Genomic DNA, 15,260 nt, shown 5'->3' with positions numbered 1-15,260 from the left:
TCACTTCTGCAGCCTCGGGTTCAGGACATCGCGGAGGTGGTCACCCACCAAGTTGATGGAGACGATCGTCACCAGAAGGGCGATGCCCGGGTAGAAGGAGATCCAGTATTTGCCGGACAGCATGTACTCGTAGCCATTCGAGATCAGCAGGCCGAGCGAGGGCTCGGTGATCGGAACGCCGAGGCCCAGGAACGACAAGGTCGCCTCGAGAGCGATGGCGCGGGCCACCTGCATCGTTCCCACTACGATCAGTGGCGGCAAACAATTCGGCAGCAGGTGCCGGAAGATAATCCGGTGCGTCGGCAGGGCGAGGCACTGCGCCGCCTCGATGTATTCGCGCCGGCGCTCCACCAGCGCAGTCCCGCGGACGGTCCGGGCGTAGTAGGCCCACTCGACCACGATCAACGCCAGCACGACATTGGCGATGCCCTTCCCCAGGAAGGCGAGGATCATCAACGCGGCGAGGATGGAGGGAAAGGACAGCTGGAGGTCAACGAGGCGCATGATGACCGTATCGGTCCGCCCACCAGCATAGGCCGCAAGCATGCCCAGCGACGCCCCGACGAGGGCGGCGACAATGGCTGATCCCGCGCCGACGATGAGGCTGATCCGGAGGCCGTAGAGAATGCCCGACAGCATGTCGCGCCCCTGGTCATCGGTCCCGAGCCAGTAGGTCATCGTGCCATCGGCGTTCTGCGAGCCGGGTTCCAGGCGCCCGTCCATGATATCGAGCTGCGCGAGGTCGTAAGGATTCTGCGGCGCGATCAGGGGCGCGAAGATCGCAAGCAGTACAATGATGACGAAAACGACCAGCCCGAACATGGCCAGCTTCGAGGCGGCAAAATCCGACACGAAGCGCCTGAACGGGGTTTCGACCTTGGCGGGTTTGGTCGGTGGCGCAGCCGACCCTGCGGTCGTAACGCTCATGATTTGCTCTCCAGCCTGACCCGCGGATCAAGCGCCGAGTAAAGAAGATCGACGGTCAGGTTAATGACGATGAACATCAGGACGATGATCATGAGGTAGGCCACGATCACCGGCCGATCCAGCACGTTGATGCTGTCGATGATGAGCTTGCCCATCCCTGGCCAGGCGAAGACGCTTTCCGTTACCACCGAGAAGGCGATCGTGGAGCCGAGCTCCAGGCCGACCACGGTGACGACCGGGATGAGAATGTTCTTGAAGACGTGCACGGAGATGATCCGCGCGTTGGTCAGGCCCTTCGCTCGGGCGAACTTCACGAAGTCCATCAGCATGGTTTCGCGCACGCCCGCCCGGGTCAGGCGCACGACGAGCGAGATCTTGAACAGCGCCAGGTTGAGCGCCGGCATGGCCATGTGGGCCAGCCCGTCGCGCGTCAGGAATGACCACCGCACCCCGAGCACGCTGACCGTTTCGCCGCGCCCGGTGGAGGGCAGCCAGCCCAGCTGCACGGCGAAGACCATGATCAGCATCAGGCCGACCCAGAAGGTGGGCAGGGAAAAGCCCAGGATCGAACCCGCCATGATCGTCGAGGAAACCGGCGACTTCGGCTTGAGCCCCGCGTAGAGGCCCAGGGGGATACCGATGAGGAGTGCCAGGAAGGTCGCGCCCAGCGCGAGCTCCAGCGTGGCCGGCATGCGCTGCAGGATCAGCTGAAGCGCCGGCTCGTTGAACACGAAGGAGCGGCCGAGGTCACCGTGGAGCGCCGCGCCGAGGAAGGCCAGGTACTGACGCCAGAGCGGAAGGTCGAGGCCGAGCGCGTGGATGGCGCGTTCCCGTTCCATCTGGTCCGCATCGGGGCTGATCAGGATCTCCACCGGATCGCCGATGGCGAAAACGCCCACGAAGACGATTACGGACATCGCCAGCATCACGAGTGCCGCCTGGATCAGGCGGCGGAGGAGGTAGACCGTCATACGCCTATTCCTGGTTACTGGGCGACTGGAGTGATGTCCTGGGCCCGCGTCAGCTCGTCGGCGCGCGCGGCATGCGCGAGGCCCGGCCGCATGGCCCAGACGTTCTTCTGGATATGGATCGGAATGATGCCGACGTCGTCGATAGCGATCTGGCTCGCCTCGCGCAGGAGCTGCTCACGCTTAGCATCGTCCAGCGTTTGGAGAGACTCGGCCAGCTTCGCGTCCATTGCCGGATTGCTGTAGGCCCCACGGTTCGAACCACCCCAGCCGAGCTGAGGGTTGATGGTGGCGAGGAGAGAGCGCAGGGGCGACGTAGCTTCGCCCGAGGAAATGCCCCAGCCGGACAATCCGGCCGCATGCTCGTGCCGGGCGGCGCGTGCCACGAAGGCGGCCCAGGGCTGCGCCTCGACCTGGGTCCGGACGCCGATCCGTGTCCACATCTGCCCCACGGCCTGAATGATCCGGGCATCGTTCATGTAGCGGTCATTCGGACCGTTCAGGACGATGCGGAACCCGTTGGGATACCCCGCTTCGGCCAGGAGGCGCTTAGCCTCCTCGACGTTGACGCGCGGAGCCTGCAGATCGGGGAGAGATCCGAAGGCACCGATCGAGAGGAACTGACCAGTGGGTGCGGCGGCCCCTTCCATGACCCGGTCCACGATCGCCTGACGATCGATGGCCAGGGTCAGGGCCCGCCGTACGCGCACGTCCTTCAGCGGGTTCTTCGGCAAGGGCGCGCCGTCGGCACTGGTGATCAGGGGGGAGCTGTCGTGCAGATGATCAAGGTACAGGTAGATCAGCCGCAGCCCGGCGATCTCGCTCATCCGCACGCGCGAGTCATTGCGCAGCTTGGCAATATCGCTGGTCGGCACCTGATCAATGAAGTCCACGTCACCCGAGAGAAGCGCCGCTGTGCGGGCCCCGTCATTGGTGATCATGCGATAGGTTACTCGCTGCCACACCGGCTTCTCGCCGAAGTAATTGTCGTTCCGCTCGTACTCAATGCGGTCCCCATTGCGATAGGACACCACGCGGAAGGGACCGGTCCCGATCGCAACCTTCAGGCTGTTGAAGTCCTCGGTCGCCGCGCCCTGATGGGTTTCCCGATCGAGCATCTCGATCTGCGCCAGGTCCGACGGCAGCAGAGGATAGGGGCCATTGGTGTGGAAGTGCACCGTCAGGGGGTCGATCACTTCAACCCGCGTGATCCCACGGGTGTAGACCGCGTAGGAAGACGGGCTGTTCGGCACGGCCGGAACACGATCGATGGTGAAGCTGACATCATCGGCCGTGAAATCATTCCCGTTGTGGAACTTCACGCCCGGATGAAGCTTGAACTCCCAGACGTCGGAGGAGATCGGCTTCCAGCTGTCCGCCAGCCGGGGAATGATCTTCCCCTTGGCATCGAAGGTCGTAAGGCTGTCGAAAAGCATGTCCGCCACCGCATAGTTCGGCGACAGGGCATGGTAGTGGGGATCCAGCGACGTCACAGGCGCCCCCACTGCGAGGGTGAGGTTCTGGGCTGAAGCAGTAGCGCCGAAGGACACCACGGCAGCCAGGGCATAAGCTGCGACACGCAAAGACATCGGAACGCTACTCCCACAGTCGGATCATCTGGTCTGGCCGGCGGTTTTAGCAGCGGTGGTATGCACCTGCCATATTGCCGTCATCGACCATCGGAGGAGTTTTATTCCTCGTCTGCCTCAGAAATAGGCAGTATGGATGTTTCCTTCGCAGATGAGGTGGCAATCAGGAGCTTGGCGCGCGCCACGCCATCAAATCTCGCCAGAACGTCCGAAATGAAGGTCTCGAGAGCCTGCAGGCTCTCGGCACGGATCTTAAGAAGGAAAGTCCATGAGCCAGTGATGCTGTGGCACTCGAGAACGGGTTCCAGGCCTCGCATCAGCCCTTCGAACGCGGCTCTCCCATCCGACGAGGTCCGCACGAAAACGAAGCCAAGCAGGGGGCAGCCGATCGCCTCCGGATCGAGATCGGCACGCCAGCCGCGGATGGTGTTGCGTTCCTCGAGACGCTTGATGCGTTCCGCCGTTGCCGAAACAGACAGGCCAGCGACCTTCGCCAGCTCTGCCAGGCCCGCCGCACCATCCTTCTGAACGGCAATGAGGATGTTGCGATCTATCTCGTCCATGATCCCAGCCTATCTCGTTTTCCCGGGATCAGAAAAGCCAAAGGCCCGGCAACAGGTGCCGGGCCTCTGTTCCGTACTCAACCTCCCGCAGAGGTTAGATGTAGTGCTCCGCCAAAGGAGCGAAGCCATTGAAGCGCTGGCTTGCATAGGTCGTCACGTAGGCACCGGTCGACATGATCTCGATGCGATCGCCAGACTCAACCTGGAGTGGCAGCCGGTAGTTCGACTTCTCATACAGCGTGTCGGTGCTGTCGCAGGTCGGACCGGCGATCGTCACGGGTCCTTCCTCACTCCCATCGTGAGGCGTGCGGAAGGTGTACTTGATGGCTTCCCCTTCCGTTTCCGCGAGCCCACCGAAACGGCCGATGTCGAGGTAGACCCAACGCACGGGATCATCCTCGCCCTTGCGAGACACCAAGACCACCTCGGCCGAAACGACGCCCGCATCGCCCACGATGAAGCGACCGGGCTCGATGACGATGTCGGGCAAGGCATTGCCGAAGTGCTCGGTCATGGCGCCCATGATCGCCGCGCCGAAGGCATCGATCTCAGGAACCTCGGACCGGTAGCGAACCGGATAGCCACCACCCAGGTTGATCATCCGAACCTGAACACCGGCGTCGCGCAGATCGGTAAACAGCATGGCCGCCTTGGCGATCGCCGCCTCGTAAGCCGTGGTCTTGATCTGCTGCGATCCGACGTGAAACGACAAGCCGAACGGGTCGAGGCCGAGTTCCGCCGCCAGGATCATCAGGTCGCGCGCCATGTCGAGCTCACAGCCGAACTTCCGGCTGAGCGGCCATTCCGCCCCATCATTGCCAACGAGGATACGGCAGTACACGCGGGAGCCAGGCGCCGACCGCGCGAGCTTCCGGAGTTCGCCCTCGGAGTCGAAGGCGAACATCCGAACGCCACGATCAAAGGCGGCCTTGATGGCAGCCTCCTTCTTGATCGTGTTACCGTACGAGATGTGCTCCGGCGCGGCGCCAGCTGCGAGGCAGGCCTCGACCTCCTCGAAGGAGGCGGCATCGAACGACGAGCCCAGGCCCACCAGCCGGCTCAGAACAGGCTCCGCCGGATTAGCCTTCACGGCATAGTAGATACGAGCGAGCGGCATCGCGACCTGCAGGCGCCGGAAGTTTTCCTCGACGCGGTCGACGTCGAGCACGAGGCAGGGAGTCGCCGGCGCCTCGGAGCGCAGAAATTGGTCAATCTTCGGGGTCATGACGCCACCCTCCGAAAATGCGGCAGGGCCACCATCCGGTGGGGCCCTGTCAGTGTTGACGAACGGTCGAACGAACCAGCGACCAGAGGTTGCCAGGACGCTTGACGTCGTTGCGTAACCACCGAGGGCCAGAGGCACGTGCGTACTGCGTTGCGACGGGCAGATATGATGCTTGCGATCGGGGCACAAGGGCTGATCCTTGCGCAAACCAAGATTTTTCCGCCCTGCCCGCCCTATCGCCGGAATCAGCAGTTAAGAAGCTTGGAGAGCTGGTCCGATTTTCCTGTCGCGTTTGGAAAGGACCGGCAATCTTCCGGCCCTTCGCATGAAACCGTGATGGCAGGGAAACTAGCGGATCGTACCCGACAGCGGCGACGAAGGATCAGCCGCGTAGTTGCGCTGCATCCGCCCCGCCAGGAAGGCTTCCCGCCCGGCCTGAACCGCGAAACGCATCGCGGTGGCCATGCGGACCGGGTCCGCGGCATGGGCGATCGCGCTGTTCAGCAGGACAGCATCGCAGCCGAGCTCCATGGCCACGGCGGCCTCCGATGCCGTCCCGATGCCCGCGTCCACGAGCACCGGCACCTTCGCCTGCCGCTTGATGGCACCGATCATGTAGGGATTTGTGATCCCCATCCCCGAGCCAATGGGTGCGCCGAGCGGCATGATGGCGACGCAGCCCATCTCCTCCAGCTTCTTGGCAGCCACGGGGTCATCGGCGCAGTACACCATGACCTCGAAGCCATCCGCGATCAGTGCTTCCGCGGCCTCGAAGGTCGCCGCCATATCGGGGTACAGGAAGGGCGGTGGGCCGAGGACCTCCAGCTTCACCAGGTTCCAGCCACCGGCCTCCCGCGCGAGGCGCAATGTCCGCACGGCGTCGCGCGCCGTGTGACAGCCAGCGGTGTTCGGCAGGTAAGTATAACGAGACGGCGGCACGAAATCCTGAAGCATCGGCGCTCCGGGATCGGAAAGATTAACCCGTCGCACGGCCACCGTAACGATCTCGGCGCCAGACGCCTCGATCGCGGCAGCCGTTTCCTCAAGGGACTTGTAGCGTCCAGTTCCCACGATCAGGCGAGAGCGGAAGCGGCGCCCTGCCACCTCCCACTCGTCACCCGGCACCGCCAAGCTGTCTTTGCCCAGAGCCACTCACCCGCCTCCGATGAAATGAACGATCTCCAGGGCGTCTCCCTGGAGCAATTTGACCGCACCGTAGGTTGAGCGGGGCACGATTTCCTCGTTCCGTTCCACCGCGACCTTGCGGACATCCAAGCCCAGCTGCTCCAGCAGTTGCTGGAGGCTGAGGCCTGCTTCGACGGAGCGCCCTTCCCCGTTTACGCTGATCTGAAAGGCTTCGCTGGCTTCAGACATAAATAGCCATGTGGCTTGATGTCCCGTGCCCTGCAAGCGCCCTCCCCGGCGTCCAACCCTGCTTTACCGAGAGTGTCTCAATCCCTGCCTGGCAGGTTGATCCGGCAAAACTTGCCCTTCCACCCGTTGCCTGCTAGCCCCGCCCGATTAAAGAGGTGCACGTCCTTGCCCCCGCCGCTGATTGCCGTTCTGAACGGCCCCAACCTCAACCTCCTGGGGCTTCGCGAACCTCATCTCTACGGCGTCGACACGCTCGACGACGTTGAGATGCTGTGTGCCGAAACCGCCGAGAGGCTGGGGCTGGCGATCGATTTCCGACAGTCCAACATCGAGGGAGAGCTGATCTCCTGGGTGCAGGAATGCCGGGGACGCGCTTCAGGCATCCTGATCAATCCGGCGAGCTATTCGTTCACCTCCATTGCCCTCATGGACGCGTTGCTGGCGGTCAGCTTGCCCACGGTGGAAGTTCACCTCACCAACGTTCACCGGCGGGAAGCCTTCCGGCACCATTCCTACATTTCACGGGCAGCAACAGGCGTGATCTCCGGCCTCGGCTCCCAGGGCTATGCCCTTGGGTTGCAGGCCCTGGCCGAGCTGCTCGGAACTGCCTCGAACGATATGGACGATGACGTATGAGCGGCCTCTCCTTTGACCCCACAGCCATCCGAGCTCTCGCGGAGATCCTCCGCCAGAGCGACCTGACAGAGATCGAGCTCGTCGAAGCCGAGAGCCGCATCCGCGTCGCGCGCGAGGTCACCGTGGTGACGCAGCCCGTGCAGCAGGTGGCGGCGCCGACCGCCCCGGCGCCTGCGGCCACGTCCCCGTCCACCATCCTCTCCCAGCCGGCCGCGGCCGCGAACTCGGCCGAGGAGCAGCACGCCGGTGCCGTGACCTCGCCCATGGTGGGCGTTGCCTACCTGCTTCCGGAGCCCGGGGCTCCCGCCTTCGTCACCCTTGGTCAGCAGGTCTCGGCCGGACAGACGGTCATGCTGATCGAAGCCATGAAGACCTTCAACCAGATCAAGGCGCCCAAGGCGGGTACGGTAACGCGCATCTTCGTCGAGAACGGAATGCCGGTGGAATACGGCGAACCGCTCATGGTTATCGAGTAAGGTTCACAGCGTGTTCCGCAAAATACTGATTGCCAACCGCGGCGAGATTGCACTGCGTATTCACCGTGCCTGCCAAGAAATGGGCATCCGCACGGTGGCCGTACACTCGACCGCCGATGCGACCGCCATGCACGTGCGGCTGGCGGATGAGAGCGTTTGCATCGGCCCTCCCTCGCCCCGCGAAAGCTACCTGAACGTCGCGGCCATACTCGCAGCGGCGACCATCACCGGTGCTGAGGCCATTCACCCCGGCTACGGCTTTCTGAGCGAGAACGCGCGCTTCGCCGAGATGGTGGAGGCGCATGGCCTGACCTTTATCGGACCGACGGCCGAGCACATCCGGATGATGGGCGACAAGATCGCGGCCAAGGACGCCATGCGGCGCCTTGGGGTGCCGCTTGTTCCGGGCTCGCCCGGCGCCCTGGCTTCCCTCGAGGAAGCCCAGGAGGTGGCCAATGCCATCATGTACCCCGTCCTCATCAAGGCGGCCGCGGGGGGTGGCGGACGTGGCATGAAGGTGGCGCGGGGGCCGGAGGAGCTCGAAGAGGCCTGGCGGATCGCACGCGCGGAAGCCAAGGCCGCGTTCGGCGACGATGCCGTTTACATGGAAAAGTATCTCGACCGTCCGCGGCACATCGAGATGCAGATCATTGCCGACAACCACGGGAACGTCGTTCACCTGGGTGAGCGGGATTGCTCCCTGCAACGCCGTCACCAGAAGCTGGTGGAAGAGGCGGGCAGCCCCGTGCTGACGGAGGCGGATCGTTCAGCTCTTGGGAACACCGTCACAGATGCCCTGAAAAAGCTGGGCTATCGCAATGCCGGAACCCTGGAGTTCCTTTGGCAGGACGGCCAGTTCGCTTTCATCGAGATGAACACCCGACTGCAGGTCGAGCACCCGGTGACGGAGATGGTGTGCAACATCGACCTGGTACGTGAGCAGATCCGGATCGCCGCTGGCGAACCGCTCGGCTACGAACAGAAGGACGTCCGACTTCAGGGGCACGCCATTGAGTGCCGGATTACCGCGGAGGACCCCCTCACCTTCGCGCCCAGTCCCGGCCGCGTCACGACCTACCATGCACCTGGTGGCCTGGGGGTGCGCATGGATAGCGCGCTTTACGCCGGCTACAATGTGCCGCCTTACTACGATAGCCTCGTTGCGAAGCTGATCGTTTACGGCTCAAGCCGTGCCGAGGCTATCGCTCGAGCAAAACGGGCCTTGGACGAGATGGTGGTGGATGGCATCAACACCACGATCACGCTGCACCAGAAGATCATGGACGCGCCAGACTTCGTGTCAGGCGATTACACGATTCACTGGCTGGAGAAGTTTGTCTCCCAGCAAAGCAACAGCCACTAAGTTGTTTTACGGAACGCGCTCTTCTCAGGCATACAGGCTTGAGAAGAGCGCCCGCTGCCGACGCACGGCAGTGAGTGCCAACCTGCAAGCCAAGTTCAGGGCAGCGCCATGAGCAGGCCCAGTGCAGTGATCACTCCCGAGCTCGTCTTACGCGCTTATGCCGCCGGCCTGTTCCCAATGGCGGAGGGCCGCAGATCCAGCCGCCTGTTCTGGCTCGATCCGGAACAGCGCGGCATTCTGCCATTGGATCATTTTCACCTTCCTCGACGGTTGGCCAGAACGGTCAACAATGCCGGCTTCCAAGTCAAAGCCGACCAGGACTTTAGCAGTGTTGTACAAGGCTGTGCTGAGCCCGCACCCGGTCGGGAAGATTCCTGGATAAATCCGGAAGTGGAGCGGCTCTTCAACAGCCTCCATTATCTGGGACACGCGCATTCCATCGAAGTTTATCGCGATGGCCTTCTTGTCGGCGGTCTGTACGGCGTACGGATAGGAAGCGCATTTTTCGGCGAAAGCATGTTCTCGAGAGAACGCGAAGCGTCAAAGGTCGCTTTGGTTCACCTCGTCGTCCGCTTACGGCGAGGTGGCTTTACACTGCTCGACACACAGTTTCTTACAGCTCATCTTCGGCAGTTTGGTGCGATCGAAATACCTCAGGCCGATTACAAAGCCCGCCTTGGCTTAGCCTTGCGTACGCTGGCGCGCTGGGAACCCGACCTGACATCAGCGGCACTCTCCGAAGAAGTAGCGGCAATACGCTCCAGCGGCTCGGACGATTGATCAGCTTTCTCGCCCTCAAGAGAATGCAGGAAGCTCTTTGCCCAGTCCGAAACGGTGTTAGCCTCGAGCCGACGCATCATCGCTCCATGCCGCTCTCGCCGCTCCTCCAAAGGCATGTTGAGAGCTGTGTGCAAGGCCGCTGCCATTCTTTCCGGATCAAGTGGATTGACCTGGAGTGCCTCAGGCATGCCTTCCGCAGCACCGGCGAAGCGTGACAATACGAGAACACCAGGGTTCTTCGGATCCTGGGCAGCGACATACTCTTTCGCCACCAAATTCATACCATCCCGCAGAGGTGTGACCAAGCCGACCCTCGCAACACGATAAAATCCCGCGAGGCAGTCACGCGACAAAGCCCGGGCAACGTAGCGCACGGGGGTCCAATCCGGATCGGCGTAATCCCCGTTGATTGTTCCAGCGAGACGGTCGATCTCCCGCCTCAGATCCCTGTAGCTCTCGATGTCGTCGCGCGATTTTGCCGCCACCTGCAGATAAGTGACATTCCCACGATGCTCCGGGTAAGCGGACAGCAACGCGGCAAAGGCCTTCAGCCGTTCAGGAAGACCCTTCGTGTAATCCAGGCGCTCTACGCCAATGACGAGTTCCCGACCCGTCAGGCTTGCAACCAACCGCCTGGTTTCCGACCCGCGGGATGCCTTGGCCGCCGTCTCGGCAAACTCTTGTGTGGCGATGCCTATAGCATGTGCCTCAAGCGATGTTTCACGTCCCCTGAAGCGGATCTTCTCGTCCACCGGAACCTGCATTCCGGTTCCTTGGTTCATGCAATCCACCAAGCCCTGCAGATCTCGACGAGACTGAACACCGACGAGGTCGTACGACAGGAGATCGTGCAGGATCTGATCGGCATCAGGAAGTGCAGAAAACAGCGCATAAGGAGGGAATGGAATATGGTGGAAATACCCAATGCGTTGCTTCGCCCCAAGCGCGCGCAGTTCGGAACCGAGCGGAATGAGCTGATAGTCGTGAACCCAGATGGTATCGTCCGGCTTCAGAAGTGGCATCAGCCTGCGCGCGAAATCACGATTTACCTGCCGATAAACTTCAGCCTGGCTGCGATCGTAGGTCAGCAAGCCGAGGCGGAAGTGAAACAAAGGCCACAAAACGCCGTTGGAATGACCAACATAGTAGCCACGATAAGCATCTTCGTTGAGGTCGAAAACAGTGTAGTCTACGTTGTGACGCTTAACCGTTTTGGCGTCACCGGCTTCGCCCGCTACGACCTGACCGCTCCAGCCGAACCACAACCCCCCGCGCTGGCTGAACACCTCCTTGAGTGCGACAGCCAGACCGCCGGCGGAAGGTGAATCCTCGCGTCTTGGAATTGCGACCCGGTTGGATACGACGACCAGACGCCCCACAGTTCAAACCCCTTCAACTTGCAACAAGAGAGAATTATCAGCAGCTGCACGTAAGAAGTACTTCGCTAGACAGCACTGCTAACATCCTCACCCGCCCAGCGTTGCAACCAAGCGCGAAGTTCATCCGGACTGCCATCGAAATCTTCCGGTATGCGATAGCCAGTACCACTCAACTCCTGACACGCTGAAATTCCATCCTCATCAGTAACGTCGTCACCGATGAAAATAGGCACACGACGCCGAAAAACGTCGCGCTGCATCAGGGAACGCACCGCCCGCCCTTTATCTGCCCCAACAGGTCTGATCTCGACGGCGGCGTGAGCAGGCACTACGCGGAATTTCTCGCGATCCTGGGATACTAGTTCCTCAGCGAGGCACCTGGCGGCATCCGCGGCATCCGGTGCCAAGCGAAAATGAAGAACAAGCCCGTGAACCTTGTGCTCAGCCAGAGCGCCAGGATGAGACTGCACAAACTGCTCAAATGCACGACGCCACTCTGCCGGCGGTACCGGGAGGGTTGCAGAACTTGCACTTGGTGGATCAAGAAGAGCGCCATGCTCTGCCGCGACCACCAGTCCCGGCAAGGGCAGGAATGATCTGATGACGTCCAACCCACGTCCGGTGACAATAGCCAGCGCACCATCCAATTTGGCAGATAATTTGCTGAGCGTGGCCAGGAGATCGTCCGGCACGACGACGAGTTCAGGCTTTTCCGCGATATTTACCAGCGTTCCGTCGAAGTCGAGGAACAAGGCTGTATTGTTCGCAGGATTACCCGGAAGCTTTTTCACCACAATCTTCCTTTTAAGCTTTTGATGCTCCGGCCACATCCGCTCTCAGGCCGTGAACTGTTCCGCGATGATTCTTTCGCTCAGTCCATGGTCTGGATCGAACAACATGGTCAGTGCAACCGATCGATCCTCGCGTACTTCGACACGCACCACGTCGCGCACTTCGGTATAGTCGGCCACAGCCGCAACGGGACGTTTGTCTCTTTCCAGAATGTCGAAAACGACCTCGGCTTTCCCAGGCAGCAGGGCTCCGCGCCATCGCCGGGGCCGGAAAGCGCTGATGGGTGTTAATGGAAGCAGGTGAGAGTCGAGTGGAACAATCGGCCCGTGGGCAGAAAGGTTATAGGCAGTACTTCCGGCGGGCGTACTAACCAGCACGCCGTCGCAGATCAGTTCCGGCAGTCTGATTTTCCCGTCCACTCTGATCTGTATCTTGGCCGCTTGCCTGGCTTCACGCAGCAACGAGACCTCGTTGATAGCCAGCCCGTCGTGCATCACGCCGTCAGCCGAATGAGCACGCATACGCAGCGGGTGAACCGTTGTCGCCTGTGCCACGGATAAACGATCTAGGAGATTGTCCTCCCGAAACTCGTTCATGAGAAAGCCCACGCTTCCGCAGTTCATACCGTAGACAGGAATGTTAAGGCCGAGGATCCTGTGCTGTGTTTCCAGCATGCAGCCATCCCCACCCAATGCCACTACGACCTTGGCGTTCTCCAACTCCGCATTCCCGTAGGAAGCAATCAGCTTCCTCGTGGCGGACTTCGCCTTGTCGGTACCGGCACATTGGAACGCGACCCGCCCCTCAAGGCGGGACGCCGGGATACGGCCTTCTGAGAAAGCATGTTCTGACGTGTCATTCACGAGTGCTCTCCAGAGTTTGGCCGCATCTTCAGGTACAACAAAGCTTCAATCGGGGTTTGGCCGACAGGTCACTGAGCAGTGCTTACCTGAAGCGACTTCCAGAAAAACAAGATTGCCCGACCTTCACCCGGGCCGTCCCGGACGTAGTCGGGCAACCTACCTCCAAGTGTCCAATCTCCACCGAGAAACAAGGACTGGAGCTTGCTGTCTTCGAGAATCCTGGCGCTGATCAGCTGCCGCCCAATCCCGCGCGCTGCCTGTTCTGCGCGCTGGATCAGCGCGACGTCCAAGCCTCGTGCGCCAGCGGACGGATGGATGAGCAGATCCGTCAACTCGGCTCGATGGCGAGTCTGGGCGGTCTGCGCAAGCCGGATCTGAATAGTTCCCATCATCTGACCATCGAGCCAGGCCGCCAAAAGGAGACACTTCCCCACGGCAGCATCCGAGGACACTTTGCGCCAGTATTCCTTTGTCCGCTCGGCAGGCGCGTAATGCCCTGTGTTCTCCCGCCCGGCGTCGTGAGCATCTTGGGAGATCTGCATGAGGCGGCGTTCCGCACTGCTTGCTGCGGCGGCGTCGAGAATTTCCACCGTCAGGTCACGAAGCGGCTTCGCGTACCTGAATTCCAGAGATTTCGACGCATCGTCGAGGATGCGGATAGAGCCGGAGCGAACATAGCCTCTCTTCTCATAGAAGGCATGGGCAGCATCAAACCTGGTGTCCGTCCATAGAACCAGACGCGCGGCACCTGCTTCCGAGGCAAACCGTTCGGCCGTATCCAGAAGTTTGTGGGCCAGGCCCGATCCACGCCGTTCAGGCCGCACGTAGACACGGGATATCTCCCAGGCTTCGTCATGCTGAGTGGGCTTCGTGCCAATCATTCCCGTGATCTGCCCCTCGTCCTCAGCTGCCCAGAGCATTCCCTGGGCATGCGCGAAGTAGGTCGCGAGGGCTTTGAGTTCCGGGTTCTCGCCATCCACGTCGAGGATGCAATTGGGATATTCCGACCAGGAGTCGCCAATCAGGCGGATGAAGCTTTGGGCATCAGAGTCTCGACCTGGCCGGATCAGGCAAGTCATCTAAGATCCTTGCAGAAGGCGACGATCCGCCCACAGGCCTCGGTGAGGGTTGCCGTATCCGTCGCGTAGGACAACCGCAGGTAAGGGCTAACGCCATAGGCGCTCCCCGCCACCGTGCCGACATGCTTCTCCTCGAGAAGCGCCATGGCGAGATCGGCATCCGTCTGGATCAACCTTCCTCCGTGCGACGTGCGACCAAGACAGCCAGCGACGTTCGGATAAAGGTAGAACGCCCCTTCCGGCTTGTGACAGTGCAGTCCCGGAGCCTCCGCCAGGATGGACAAAGCCAGGTCACGTCGCTCCCGGTACGCCCTGGCACGCTCCCGAATCAGGTCCTGAGGGCCGTCCAGGGCGGCAGCCGCGGCGGCCTGGCCGACACTGCTGACACCGCCGGTGAGTTGGCCTTGAATGTTGGTCATAGCGCGGATCAACGCCGATGGCCCACCTGCGTAGCCGATGCGCCACCCCGTCATGGCGTAGGTCTTGGACGCGCCGTTCAACGTCAGAACCCGATCTCGCAACCTGGGCTCGACTTCAGCGATCGTGCAGAACTCGAAGTCATCGTACACGAGGTGCTCGTACATGTCGTCCGACATGATCCACAGGTGCGGGTGCCGCAGGAGCACTTCCGCGAGTGCCTGCATCTCCGCACGCGAACATGCTGCACCGGTCGGATTGTTCGGAAAATTCAGGATGAGCCACTTGGTTCGCGGTGTAATCGCCGCCTCGAGGTCCTCGGGACGCAGCTTGAAGCCATTGTTCTGGGAACACTCGATGAAGCGGGGCGTCGCCCCTGCCAACCTGGCTTGCTGGGCGTAGCTGATCCAGTACGGTGAAGGGATCAGCACCTCGTCGCCAACGTCGCAGGTCGCGAAGAAGGCGTCCGTGATGATCTGCTTGCCTCCATTGGCAACCATGATCTCGTTGAGTTCGTAGCGAAGATTGTTGTCCCGCAGGAACTTGCGTTGGATGGCCTCCTTGAGGGCCTTCGTGCCATCCATCGGCGGGTACTTCGTCTGGCCAGCCAGTGCTGCCTCGTAGGCAGCGTCCACCGCATGTCTCGGCGTCGCAAAGTCGGGCTCACCGATCGTGAGGCTGATCACGGCGTGACCTTGCGCGGACAATTCGCGCACCTTGGTCGTCATGGCCACCGAGGCGGCGACCTGGACATTTCTCAAACGTTCGGCGAGGGCAGGCATAACGAAACAAGGATCCTGGCTGCAACGTGGTTGCAATGTGATACCAC

At 61.5% G+C, this 15,260-nt stretch carries 16 protein-coding genes; 4 read left to right on the top strand and 12 right to left on the bottom strand.

Annotation, left to right across the window (positions count from 1 at the left end; all coding sequences use genetic code 11):
* From ACFFGY_RS07080 to thiS, 7 genes are all read right to left on the bottom strand, one after another.
* The gene (locus tag ACFFGY_RS07080) at positions 1–927 is read right to left on the bottom strand and encodes an ABC transporter permease (protein ID WP_377043747.1); all 927 of its coding nucleotides are present in this window, start codon (positions 925–927) and stop codon (positions 1–3) included.
* The gene (locus tag ACFFGY_RS07075; RefSeq protein WP_377043746.1) at positions 924–1,898 is read right to left on the bottom strand and encodes an ABC transporter permease; all 975 of its coding nucleotides are present in this window, start codon (positions 1,896–1,898) and stop codon (positions 924–926) included. Before ACFFGY_RS07075 ends, ACFFGY_RS07080 begins: the two co-directional genes overlap by 4 nt.
* A gap of 14 nt (positions 1,899–1,912) precedes the next feature.
* Positions 1,913–3,484, bottom strand: coding sequence for an ABC transporter substrate-binding protein (locus ACFFGY_RS07070; protein WP_377043745.1), 1,572 nt, complete (start codon positions 3,482–3,484; stop codon positions 1,913–1,915).
* Positions 3,485–3,585: 101 nt separating this feature from the next.
* On the bottom strand, positions 3,586–4,047 hold the full coding sequence (locus ACFFGY_RS07065; protein WP_377043744.1) for an Lrp/AsnC family transcriptional regulator: 462 nt from the start codon (positions 4,045–4,047) through the stop codon (positions 3,586–3,588).
* A 94-nt stretch (positions 4,048–4,141) separates the two neighbouring features.
* Complete coding sequence (locus ACFFGY_RS07060; protein ID WP_377043743.1) at positions 4,142–5,272, bottom strand: type III PLP-dependent enzyme; 1,131 nt, start codon at positions 5,270–5,272, stop codon at positions 4,142–4,144.
* Positions 5,273–5,620: 348 nt separating this feature from the next.
* On the bottom strand, positions 5,621–6,424 hold the full coding sequence (locus ACFFGY_RS07055; RefSeq protein ID WP_377043742.1) for a thiazole synthase: 804 nt from the start codon (positions 6,422–6,424) through the stop codon (positions 5,621–5,623).
* Complete coding sequence (thiS, locus tag ACFFGY_RS07050) at positions 6,425–6,682, bottom strand: sulfur carrier protein ThiS (protein WP_377043741.1); 258 nt, start codon at positions 6,680–6,682, stop codon at positions 6,425–6,427.
* Positions 6,683–6,811: 129 nt separating this feature from the next.
* Between thiS and aroQ the strand changes: the two genes are divergently transcribed.
* From aroQ to aat, 4 genes are all read left to right on the top strand, one after another.
* Positions 6,812–7,282 (top strand): type II 3-dehydroquinate dehydratase, encoded by a 471-nt coding sequence (gene aroQ / locus ACFFGY_RS07045; protein ID WP_377043740.1) that lies wholly within the window; start codon positions 6,812–6,814, stop codon positions 7,280–7,282.
* Positions 7,279–7,758: an acetyl-CoA carboxylase biotin carboxyl carrier protein gene (gene accB / locus ACFFGY_RS07040; protein ID WP_377043739.1), complete on the top strand. Its 480-nt coding sequence runs from the start codon at positions 7,279–7,281 to the stop codon at positions 7,756–7,758. The genes aroQ and accB overlap by 4 nt, the downstream gene beginning before the upstream one ends.
* 10 nt (positions 7,759–7,768) lie before the next feature.
* Positions 7,769–9,121 (top strand): acetyl-CoA carboxylase biotin carboxylase subunit, encoded by a 1,353-nt coding sequence (accC, locus tag ACFFGY_RS07035; RefSeq protein WP_377043738.1) that lies wholly within the window; start codon positions 7,769–7,771, stop codon positions 9,119–9,121.
* Positions 9,122–9,229: 108 nt separating this feature from the next.
* Positions 9,230–9,901, top strand: a complete 672-nt coding sequence (aat, locus tag ACFFGY_RS07030) for a leucyl/phenylalanyl-tRNA--protein transferase (RefSeq protein ID WP_377043737.1) — start codon at positions 9,230–9,232, stop codon at positions 9,899–9,901.
* Here the strand turns inward: aat and ACFFGY_RS07025 are convergent.
* From ACFFGY_RS07025 to ACFFGY_RS07005, 5 genes are all read right to left on the bottom strand, one after another.
* On the bottom strand, positions 9,784–11,280 hold the full coding sequence (locus ACFFGY_RS07025; protein ID WP_377043736.1) for an alpha,alpha-trehalose-phosphate synthase (UDP-forming): 1,497 nt from the start codon (positions 11,278–11,280) through the stop codon (positions 9,784–9,786). The two genes, aat and ACFFGY_RS07025, sit on opposite strands and share 118 nt — an antisense overlap.
* Before the next feature lie 65 nt (positions 11,281–11,345).
* Positions 11,346–12,071, bottom strand: coding sequence for a trehalose-phosphatase (gene otsB, locus ACFFGY_RS07020; RefSeq protein WP_377043734.1), 726 nt, complete (start codon positions 12,069–12,071; stop codon positions 11,346–11,348).
* Positions 12,072–12,116: 45 nt separating this feature from the next.
* A complete protein-coding gene (locus ACFFGY_RS07015; protein WP_377043732.1) occupies positions 12,117–12,935 on the bottom strand; it encodes an NAD kinase in 819 nt (272 codons plus the stop codon).
* Positions 12,936–13,003: 68 nt separating this feature from the next.
* Positions 13,004–14,014, bottom strand: coding sequence for a GNAT family N-acetyltransferase (locus tag ACFFGY_RS07010; RefSeq protein ID WP_377043731.1), 1,011 nt, complete (start codon positions 14,012–14,014; stop codon positions 13,004–13,006).
* Positions 14,011–15,213: a pyridoxal phosphate-dependent aminotransferase gene (locus tag ACFFGY_RS07005; RefSeq protein WP_377043730.1), complete on the bottom strand. Its 1,203-nt coding sequence runs from the start codon at positions 15,211–15,213 to the stop codon at positions 14,011–14,013. Before ACFFGY_RS07005 ends, ACFFGY_RS07010 begins: the two co-directional genes overlap by 4 nt.
* Between the last annotated feature and the right edge of the window lie 47 nt (positions 15,214–15,260).

The sequence above is a fragment of the Roseomonas elaeocarpi genome (assembly GCF_042433915.1).
In the GTDB taxonomy this organism is placed as follows: domain Bacteria; phylum Pseudomonadota; class Alphaproteobacteria; order Acetobacterales; family Acetobacteraceae; genus Roseomonas; species Roseomonas elaeocarpi.
The sequence above is the reverse complement of the archived record's forward strand: the minus strand, read 5'-3'. Positions and strand labels throughout refer to the sequence as shown.